The following is an 8794-nucleotide window of genomic DNA, read 5'->3' as shown; positions in this document are numbered from 1 at the left end:
ACATCGGGCACGGTGGCCACGCGCTTTTCCAGCGGGAAGGTTTCCCGTGGGATGCCGATGCGTTGGGCGTCACTACGCTGGGCGTCAGTACGCTGGACGTCGGTCGGCGGGTTGGAGGAGGTAGACATCAGGAGTCTCCTGGAGTTTAAAAACTGGTTCCATTCAGGCCGACCCGCTCCCAACCATTCCTACCGCAGGAGGAACTTGCTTGCATGGGCATTGGCACGGCCTGAACGATCTTGAAACTGTGTCGGGCCGCCTCCCGTGAAGCGAATGCCCGCTGCCTTGCAGCACAAATACGTTTTAGCAGCCCGCACCAAAATGGGGCACTCGCATCCATGCTAGCTCAAATGAGGGATGACGCCGAAATCTGAGCGGGCATTTGTGATGCCTCGGCCATGCCGTGTCATGCTTGCGGGGTTCGCAGCCCGCGAGACTACGCAAACGCCCGAAAAATACAAGTCACCCATGTTGCAATATCACACTGTCCCCGTCACAGCCTTTCAACAGAACTGCTCTCTCGTCTGGTGCGACCAGACCATGGATGCGGCCGTCATCGACCCTGGCGGAGATATCGAGCAGATCGAGTGGGAGGTGGAACGCCTGGGCCTGAACCTCAAGGCCATCTGGATCACCCACGCCCATATCGACCACGCGGGCGGCACCAGCGAGCTGGCGGCCAAGTACGAGCTGCCCATCATTGGCCCGCATGAGGGCGACCAGTTCTGGATCGACGGTCTGCCCCAGCAGGGCGCCATGTTCGGCTTTCCCCATTCCGAGCCTTTTGTGCCCTCGCGCTGGCTGCATGACGGCGATACGGTGAGCATCGGCCAGGAAACGCTGAACGTGCGCCACTGCCCTGGTCACACGCCCGGCCATGTGGTCTTCCACTCACCGCAGATCGACCGCGCCTTTGTCGGCGATGTGCTGTTTGCCGGAAGCATAGGCCGCACGGACTTCCCGCAGGGCAATCATCAGCAGCTGATCGACTCCATCGTTCAGCGCCTGTGGCCCATGGGTGACCAGACGATCTTCATCCCCGGACATGGCCCGGAAAGCAGCTTTGGCCGCGAGCGCAAGCTCAACCCCTATGTCAGCGGTACCTGAATCCTGACGGCCGAGGCTTGCGGAATTAGGTCTTCCATAGCAGCATGCGCCTGTCACGCCTTGTGACCTCACATCACTGGAGGGAGTTCGTATGCGCAATTTATGGAAAATTTGCCTGGCTTCAGCCCTGGTCAGCAGCTCATGGGCGAGCCTTGCTCAGACACCGGCAGCGGCGCCTGCCGCACCAGCCGCCAAAACAGCCCCCATGCCCGCCAAGCCGGCGGCAGAACCCGCAGCAAAGGCAGCGCCGGCCCCTGCCGCTGCCCCTGCCGCTGCCAAGGCGGACATGCAGACCTTTGTCTGCAAGGATGGCTCCACCATGAGCGCGGCATCCTCCAAAGGCGCTTGCTCGGGTCGCAAGGGCATTGATCAGCAGGCCACTGCCAAGGCTGCTGCGGGCGCCAAGCCGGCCGCGACCGCCGCACCTGGCGGCGGTGCAGGCAAGGTCTGGGCCAATGAGGACAGCAAGATCTATCACTGCCCCGGCACCCGTTTCTACGGCACGACCAAGAACGGCAAGTACATGAGCGAGGCCGATGCCAAGGCCGCCGGCATGCACGGCGCCAACAACAAGACCTGCAGCTGATCCGCTGCCTGCAAGCATCGCGCTGACCTGCGTTTGCAGGCAGCGCGTTTTTTCATGTAAAACACGCTGAAACGATGGCTCATCAAGCGCAAGCAGCTATCAATTCAAAAGGACAATCGCGGTAATGAACTGGTTGGTCGGACTGGGTATCTTGTTGGTGGCAGCCTTGCTGCTATGGGCTTTTTCGGCGCTGCTCATCAGCATGCTCGCCGGCCTGGCGGTCAGCGCCCTGCTCTGGCAGCCGCTGCGCTGGTGGCGCCGCAGGCAGTTGCTGCGCGAGCTGGAGCAGAACCCGGCCCTCGATATCCAGCAGCAGGCCCCTTGCGCCCTGTTTTATCTGCTGTCCGCAGCCGTGGTTCTGCTGGGATGCGCCGCCGCACTGGCCACCCTGATTCATCTGCCCGATAGCCTTTATTCGCCCGAGCAGCTTTCTCTGATCTGTGGTCTGGTATTTGTCATCAGTCTTGCCACCCTCATCAAGCTCAGCGGCAATCTCGTCAGCCTGGGTGAAGAGGCCGCTGCCGCTGCCGAGATCCGGGCGGCCTGGTCGCTGGCGGCGGGCATTGTGCCCATGCTGTCCGTGGTCACCCTGATTTTCTTCGTACCGCATACGGCGGGCTGGATGGTCTGGCGCGAGCAATGGCGCGGCTATGACAGCACGCGGCTGCGCATCCCCCTGAAGCACAACGATGCCGAGCACCAGCAGGCCTTGTTGCAGTTGGTCCGCCCGATGCTGGAGCAAGGCAGCCGCATCCTGAGTCACCGTGCCCGCTCGCGCAGCGGCGGCAGCTATACCCTCAGCGCCGCGCTGCCCGCACGCTATCGTTTTCATGAGGATGCGCTGGAGGTGCAACTGGCGGGCCTGATGCCGCAGGAGCAGCTCAACATGCATCTGCAGGCCCTGATTTCCGTGGTGGAAGGAGAGGTCAGCAGCCTGCCACTGGCCTATGCCCAATGCCAGCCGTCCCCCGATTGGTTGGGCAGACAGCGCTTTTTCGGACGTGGCCAGCAAGCCATGCAATCGCTGCGCGAATGCGTGCGGACTCGCCAATCCGAGCTGGCGACCGCTCTTCCATTGCTGCGGGGCAATCTGCAGGAGGTGCAAGTGGGCTGGATTCGCTTTCGCCCCTGGCCGGCTCTGCCGCGCTGGCAGGCAGCGGCCTTGCCGAAAGATGAAGATGAGCTGCAGCGGCTCGATACTTTGCGCTAAGAACCACTGAGCGGCAACACATCCAGCCACTGGCCGGGCTCCAGCCCTTCAATCGAGTAAGGCCCCACGGCCATGCGCACCAGCCGCAGCGTGGGGTGCCCGACGGCGGCCGTCATGCGGCGAACCTGGCGGTTCCTGCCCTCGCGGATGACGAGCTCGATCCAGCAGTCGGGAATGTTCTGGCGCACGCGAATCGGCGGGTTGCGCGGCCACATGCTGGGCTGGGGGTCTATCAGGCGGGCCTTGGCGGGCAGGGTCTTGCCGTCGCTCAGCTCCACGCCCTCGCGCAGGCGCTGCAGTGCAGCTTCGTCAGGCATGCCTTCGACCTGCACCCAGTAGGTCTTCTCCATCTTGTGGCGCGGATCGGCAATGCGGGCCTGCAACTGGCCGTCATTGGTCAGCAGCAGCAGGCCTTCGCTGTCGGCATCGAGCCGGCCCGCCACATAGACACCGGGCACATCGATCCAGTCCTTGAGGCCCTGCCACTTGCCCTCGGGCGTGAACTGGCTGAGCACTCCATAGGGCTTGTGAAAGCACAGCAGGCGCGTGACCTCGGGCCGGGGCGCGGGCTGGCGCACCGCAGTGCTGCGGCGCAAGTTGCTGGAGCGATTGGAAGAGAACGGGCGGGGCATGGCAGCGAGCTTAGCAACAAAGACCTGGACTGACATCAAGCATCAAGAAGCCTTGTATCGCTTGCTGGACATAGGAATACAGCTATTAGTATTGAAAATCCGGGAGCGCAGCACCGAGGAGCGGCTGCGGATACACCTCACGCACGCAGTTCAGCCAGGCCTGGGCCGCACGCGACAGATAGCCGGGCCGCCACATCAGCGCCACATCCCAGGGGATCTCGGGCTCCACCAGCGGACGGCTGGCCACGCGCTGCGGGTCATAGCGGGCGATGACATGCTCGAACATCACGGCCACGCCCACCTGAGCTGCGACCAGATGGCCTATGAAATCCCAGTAGCGCGTCTGCAGCTTGACCTGTGGCGTGAAGCCCGCTGCCTCGCATTGCTGCAGCACATGCTCGTGCAGCGCAAAGTCCGAGGTGTAGAGCACAAACGGCAGCTCGCGCAGATCGCTCCAGCGCATGGGTTGGCCCGGGTCTGTCACCTGCTGGGCGGGCAGCACCACGCGCGTCTTCTGGCGCGCCACGGTGTAGCGCTCCAGCGCAGGATCGGGGGCGGAGAACAGGCCCAGCGCCATATCCAGCTTGCCTTCCTGGATCAGCTGGTACTGGGCACGCGCCCCCTGCTCGTTGACCTGCAGGTTCACCCCCGGATAGCGCTGCTGGAACAGCGCGATCACCGGCGCCATGTAATGGCCCGTGGTGGGCATGATGCCCAGCGACAGCTCGCCGCGCGTGATGTGATCCACCTCGGCCACCTGCCGGCGCAGCAGCTGGGCCTGTTCAAGAATCTCCAGTCCGCGGTCATAGACCACCTGGCCGGCATCGGTGAGCTGCACGCCCCGCCCCTCGCGCAGCAGCAAACGGCCACCGAATTCATCTTCCAGCGCCTTGACCATCTTGCTGATGGTGGGCTGGGTCACATGCAGGGTTTCTGCCGCGCGGGTGAAACCGTTCTGACGCACAACCTCGATGAAATAGCGCAGGGCGCGCAAGTCCATGACAATTCCTTTTACGCATGGAAAAAATAAAAATAAGTCATTTTGTGAATATAGGTAAAAACCCTAGAATTTCACCCATGTCACAGATTACGGAAGCTGTAGCCCCTCGCGCCCAGGGCAGCAGCCATTCTCTTGTCCAAACACTCTGGCAACTGCTCAAGGCCGTGCTGCAAGTGTGCCTGCTCAGCGCCATCTGGATTGCCATGGATGTGCTGCGTCAGCATTTCGGCTGGAGCATGCCCGCCGGTCTGATCGGTTTCGGCCTGCTGGCCGTGGGCCTTTTTTCGGGCCTGGTCAAGGCACGCTGGCTGCAAAGCGGCACCAACTGGCTGCTGGCCGAGATGCTGCTGTTCTTCGTGCCCGCCATGCTGGTGGTCACCGAATACCCCGATCTGATCCGCCACCAGGGCTTGCGCATTCTGGCCGTCATCGTGGCCAGCACAGCCTGCGTGATGGCCGTGACCGCGCTGGCAGTCGATCGTGTCTATCGCTTCGAGCTGTGGCTGGCAAGGCGCAAGTCCAGCCGCGATGCCTCGGCCCTGGATGAGGAGTAAGCCATGCTGTCCAATGAAGTCATCGGCCTGCTGTCGCTGCTGGCCACCGTTGCCTGTTACTGGGTCAACAAGCGCCTGTATCGCAAGCATCCCCACCCGTTGCTGATGCCCATAGTTGCCACCCCCATGGTGCTGATCGGCCTGTCGCTGCTGACCCATGTCAGCTACCCGCAGTACATCGCCCAGACACACTGGCTGGTCTGGCTGCTGGGCCCCACCACGGTGGCATTTGCACTGCCGCTGTACGAGAACCGCAAGCTGCTGCGCAAGCACTGGATGTCGATAGCCACCGGCGTGGTCGTGGCCAGCCTGGTCTCCATCTCCACCACCATTGCGTTTGCCGATATGTTCGGCCTGTCCGAGGCGCTGCAAAAAGGCCTGGCCGTGCGCAGCATCACGACACCGTTTGCGATCGAGGCCGAGAAAGTGCTGGGCGGCCCCACCGATCTGGCGGCGCTGTTCGTGCTGCTGACCGGTGTCAGTGCCATGCTGCTGGGCGAGACCGTGCTGCGTGTGCTGCCCCGCATCCGCAGCAAGCTGGCCACGGGCGCCAGCTGGGGCGGAGCCGCCCATGGCAGCGGCGTGGCCCGCGCGCGCCAGGCCGGCGAGGTGCAGGCCGTGATGGCATCGTTGGTGATGATGATTGCCGGTGCCGTCAACGTACTGGCCGCGCCCTGGGTGCGGACACTGTTTTTCTGACCAGCCCTGCGCTACCTGCGCTCAGGGACTGGCTGCGGCAAGCGCTGCCTCAAGCGCGGCCCTCAGCGCACCGGAATGGCAATCGGGCGCAGCGGCGCGGCGTCGCCACCGCGGATCTTGAGCGGCCCCCCGATGAAGGCGAACTCATAGACCTTGTCGCGCGAGAGAGCGTCCAGCGCCACCAGCTCCATGATGGGTATGCCTTGCTGGGCCAGCAGATAGCTGTGCAGCGGCACATAGTCGTCGTCCACTTCTGAGGGGAAAGTCTCCAGGCTCAGGTTGTCGGCGCCGATGATCATGGCGCCCGCATCCTCGGCCAGAAAGCGTGCGGCATCCAGGCCCAGCCCTGGCGGTTTGGCCATATAGGCCTGCGGCTGGTCGTAGAGCTTCATGCGGCCCGTGCGAATCAGCACGACATCGCCCTTTTGCAGCGTCACGTTCTGGCGTGCCAGCGCCTCCCTGAGATCCTGGCGCGTGATCCGGTACTGATCGGGCAGCATGTCCAGACCCTTGGCCGCAGCCACGTCAATCAGCACGCCGCGCGCCACCAGTGGCGGGAATTTCTCAATGCCTGTACGCTGCCAGCCCCGATCGCCCAGGTGCTCGTCGGCGCTGAAGCCGTTCCAGATCCTGCCGCGTATGCCGAAGTGGTTGAGTGCGTCGATGTGCGTGCCCGTATGGCTGTACATGGAGAACGCCGTGCCCGTGTAGCTTCGCGTGGCGTTCATGCTCTTGCCCACGTTCATGGGGTCGTCCACCACGGTGCCGCGTGGCGTGTGCGTCATCCAGAACTGGTAGTGCGGATCGCCGGCGTCCTGCCAGCTCGGCATGCCCACGTAGTACTCGGTGGCGAGGTCATAGACCTCGCCACCTGCGATGCGCTGCAAGATGGCAGCGCGCGAGGCAGGCGTTATCAGGTTCAGGCGGCCGATCTCGTCGCCCGCGCCCCAGGGGCTGCGGCCCACATCCTGGCCGGTACCGGCCGGGAGCGTGTGGCCACCGTGGGCATGGGCCAGGCCGGAGAACGCTGCTGCCATCGCGAGCAACAGGGTGGGCAAGCGCCGGACACGGGCGCGGAAAGAGAAATTCATGAGTGTTTCCTAGGAAGCGGTGCGCCTTTCGGCGCGAGTGAGAAAGTGAGAAGAAATGGCCTAGCCCGCCAGGGCGCGCAGCCGCTCACGCAGCATGTTCAGGGGCTGGGTCTGCAGCGTTGGCAGGCCCGGAGCGATCACGCTGGGAATGCTGCTAAGGCCCAGGCGCTGAGCCAGTGCGTGGTCCTGGCGGACCAGGCTCAAGGCCTCGGCGCTTTCCATGCAGCGTGCAAAAGCATTGCGCTCGAAGCCGGTGTGCGTGGCGATGTCCAGCAGCACCTCGGCGTCGCCTATGTTGCGATGGGCACTCATATGGGCGTGCTGTATGGCATCGAACAGATTCCAGTGGGCCTCGTCGCCTTCCAGGATCTGGGCGGCCTGGCAGGCCAGTGCGCCGGCCAGGCCGCTGGGGTACTCGAAGGTTTCGCGGCGCATGCCTTCGATGTCGATGCGCTGGGTGTCGTCATGCCGTGCGCAGGCCTCCCAGTGCCCGAGAATGGTTTGCTTGGCCTGCTCCATGGAGCCAAACCTGGTCACCATTTCGGCGCGGGAGGCTTGCAGCACAAAGCTGCGCTGACGTACGCGCAGGCCCAGCTCGCGAGCCACCTGGCGCAGGCGCGGCGACATCACATAGCACCAGCCGCAGACCACGTCGTGGAAGAAATCGATGGTGGGAGCAGCCTGCGCTGCCGCGAGCAGGACCGGATCTGAGGCTGGATGGGCTGCGACCTGCGCGGGCAGAGCGCAGGAAAAATCAAGGCATTGCGTCATGCTTGTGTCCTTCATGGCTGATGGACCGCAAGCGTAGGGCGCAGGCCTCGCAGGAGTAAGAGGCGTGCGCTTGAGAGACTCTTAATCCGGCGTCAAGAATCCCCGCCCATGGCCGCAGGCAGCTCTTCGGCCAGAAAGTCCACAAAGGCGCGCACCTTGGGCAGCAGGTGGCGCTGCGTGGGGTAGACCACGTAGACATGGCGCGGCTGCTCGGCCCAGTCTTGCAGAGCCAACGCCTCCAGCTGGCCCCGGGCGATGGCGGGCCGGGCCAGAAAAGACGGCAGTGCACCAATGCCCATGCCAGCCACCAGCAGCTCCCGCAACATCAGGCTGTTGTTGACGCTGGCTCGTGCTTCGCTCGGAACTTGCAGGCCGTCGTCGGCCTGTGCCAGGCTGTAGTTCAGCAGTGCATGGCCACGCAGCGCGGCCACGCTGGCCGGGCGGCCGTGTTGCTGCAAATAGGCCGGCGACGCGCACAGCATCTGCGACAGCGAGGCCAGGCGCCGCGCAATCAGCGAGGAATCCGCCAGTTCGGCGCTCAGGCGTATGGAGATATCGAATCCCTGGCCCACGGCGTCCACCAGCCGGTCTTCCATGGACAGATCGATCTGCAGTTGCGGATGGCGCTGCATAAAGCGCGCCAGCAGCGGCGCCAGCGTGCTCAGCGCAAACGACAGCGGCGCGTTGACTCGCAGCCGCCCCGTCACCTGCTCGGACTGCGCCCGCACCGATTGCTCCAGCATGTCAAAGCCATCCAGCAGCCGGCAGCATTCGGCGTAGTAGGCCCGGCCGGTATCGGTCAGGCTCATGCGGCGCGTGGTGCGCTGGATCAGCACCGCACCCAGCTGGGCTTCCAGCGCGCGCAATTGCTTGCTCAGCGCCGCCGATGAAAGGTCCAGTGCATCGGCTGCCCTGGCAATGCTGCCCAGTTCAACAATGCGCCGAAAGGCGCGCAAAGGGGTGAGCGTATCCATGCAAGAGAAGAGCGAAAAATCTGGGCCGCAGCGTAGCAGCTTTCGCAGCATGGCCGACGCGGCCCGGGCATGCTCTCTCTTCTTCTGAAACGTGGATTGCTCAAGCCCTGCCGCGGGCTCGAGCGGCCCCAAGCATCACGCCAGCGTATAGGCCGTCTTCACCGTGGTGT

The 8794-nt window shown here is 63.9% G+C and carries 10 protein-coding genes; 5 read left to right on the top strand and 5 right to left on the bottom strand.

Annotated features, from left to right (window positions below; all coding sequences use genetic code 11):
• Positions 1-468: 468 nt before the first annotated feature.
• The 3 genes from P353_RS23920 (at position 469) to P353_RS23910 (ending at position 2903) form a co-directional block, all read left to right on the top strand.
• Positions 469-1107 (top strand): MBL fold metallo-hydrolase, encoded by a 639-nt coding sequence (locus P353_RS23920; protein WP_034375307.1) that lies wholly within the window; start codon positions 469-471, stop codon positions 1105-1107.
• Positions 1108-1312: 205 nt separating this feature from the next.
• Positions 1313-1693 carry a hypothetical protein gene (locus tag P353_RS23915; RefSeq protein WP_034375305.1) on the top strand — a complete coding sequence of 127 codons (381 nt, stop codon included), beginning with the start codon at positions 1313-1315 and terminating at the stop codon, positions 1691-1693.
• Between the two features lie 124 nt (positions 1694-1817).
• On the top strand, positions 1818-2903 hold the full coding sequence (locus P353_RS23910) for a hypothetical protein (RefSeq protein ID WP_034375301.1): 1086 nt from the start codon (positions 1818-1820) through the stop codon (positions 2901-2903).
• Here P353_RS23910 and P353_RS23905 read toward each other — a convergent pair.
• Both P353_RS23905 and P353_RS23900 read right to left on the bottom strand, forming a co-directional pair.
• Positions 2900-3571 carry a pseudouridine synthase gene (locus tag P353_RS23905; protein WP_034375298.1) on the bottom strand — a complete coding sequence of 224 codons (672 nt, stop codon included), beginning with the start codon at positions 3569-3571 and terminating at the stop codon, positions 2900-2902. The two genes, P353_RS23910 and P353_RS23905, sit on opposite strands and share 4 nt — an antisense overlap.
• Positions 3572-3620: 49 nt before the next feature.
• Positions 3621-4535: a LysR family transcriptional regulator gene (locus tag P353_RS23900; RefSeq protein WP_034375296.1), complete on the bottom strand. Its 915-nt coding sequence runs from the start codon at positions 4533-4535 to the stop codon at positions 3621-3623.
• Between the two features lie 77 nt (positions 4536-4612).
• Here P353_RS23900 and P353_RS23895 point away from each other — a divergent pair, with 77 nt between their 5' ends.
• Positions 4613-5089, top strand: coding sequence for a CidA/LrgA family protein (locus P353_RS23895; protein ID WP_034375294.1), 477 nt, complete (start codon positions 4613-4615; stop codon positions 5087-5089).
• A 3-nt stretch (positions 5090-5092) separates the two neighbouring features.
• A complete protein-coding gene (locus tag P353_RS23890) occupies positions 5093-5788 on the top strand; it encodes an LrgB family protein (RefSeq protein ID WP_003059524.1) in 696 nt (231 codons plus the stop codon).
• A 62-nt stretch (positions 5789-5850) separates the two neighbouring features.
• On the opposite strand, the gene P353_RS23885 is transcribed toward P353_RS23890, so the two are convergent.
• From P353_RS23885 to P353_RS23875, 3 genes are all read right to left on the bottom strand, one after another.
• Positions 5851-6879, bottom strand: a complete 1029-nt coding sequence (locus P353_RS23885) for a cyclase family protein (protein ID WP_034375291.1) — start codon at positions 6877-6879, stop codon at positions 5851-5853.
• Positions 6880-6939: 60 nt separating this feature from the next.
• Complete coding sequence (locus P353_RS23880) at positions 6940-7650, bottom strand: DsbA family oxidoreductase (RefSeq protein WP_034375288.1); 711 nt, start codon at positions 7648-7650, stop codon at positions 6940-6942.
• Positions 7651-7742: 92 nt separating this feature from the next.
• A complete protein-coding gene (locus tag P353_RS23875; RefSeq protein WP_034375310.1) occupies positions 7743-8624 on the bottom strand; it encodes a LysR family transcriptional regulator in 882 nt (293 codons plus the stop codon).
• Positions 8625-8794 lie beyond the last annotated feature (170 nt).

The organism is Comamonas testosteroni, assembly GCF_000761245.1.
Lineage (GTDB): Bacteria > Pseudomonadota > Gammaproteobacteria > Burkholderiales > Burkholderiaceae_C > Comamonas > Comamonas testosteroni_C.
Note: the sequence above shows the minus strand (reverse complement) of the source record. Positions and strands in the feature narration are given on the sequence as shown.

What these genes read in the sequence shown, in the direction of transcription:
- P353_RS23920 (WP_034375307.1), top strand. Translation starts at nt 469, where the DNA reads ATGTTGCAATATCACACTGTCCCCGTCACAGCCTTTCAACAGAACTGC.
- P353_RS23915 (WP_034375305.1), top strand. Translation starts at nt 1,313, where the DNA reads ATGCCCGCCAAGCCGGCGGCAGAACCCGCAGCAAAGGCAGCGCCGGCC.
- P353_RS23910 (WP_034375301.1), top strand. Translation starts at nt 1,818, where the DNA reads ATGAACTGGTTGGTCGGACTGGGTATCTTGTTGGTGGCAGCCTTGCTG.
- P353_RS23905 (WP_034375298.1), bottom strand. Translation starts at nt 3,571, where the DNA reads ATGTCAGTCCAGGTCTTTGTTGCTAAGCTCGCTGCCATGCCCCGCCCG.
- P353_RS23900 (WP_034375296.1), bottom strand. Translation starts at nt 4,535, where the DNA reads ATGGACTTGCGCGCCCTGCGCTATTTCATCGAGGTTGTGCGTCAGAAC.
- P353_RS23895 (WP_034375294.1), top strand. Translation starts at nt 4,613, where the DNA reads ATGTCACAGATTACGGAAGCTGTAGCCCCTCGCGCCCAGGGCAGCAGC.
- P353_RS23890 (WP_003059524.1), top strand. Translation starts at nt 5,093, where the DNA reads ATGCTGTCCAATGAAGTCATCGGCCTGCTGTCGCTGCTGGCCACCGTT.
- P353_RS23885 (WP_034375291.1), bottom strand. Translation starts at nt 6,879, where the DNA reads ATGAATTTCTCTTTCCGCGCCCGTGTCCGGCGCTTGCCCACCCTGTTG.
- P353_RS23880 (WP_034375288.1), bottom strand. Translation starts at nt 7,650, where the DNA reads ATGACGCAATGCCTTGATTTTTCCTGCGCTCTGCCCGCGCAGGTCGCA.
- P353_RS23875 (WP_034375310.1), bottom strand. Translation starts at nt 8,624, where the DNA reads ATGGATACGCTCACCCCTTTGCGCGCCTTTCGGCGCATTGTTGAACTG.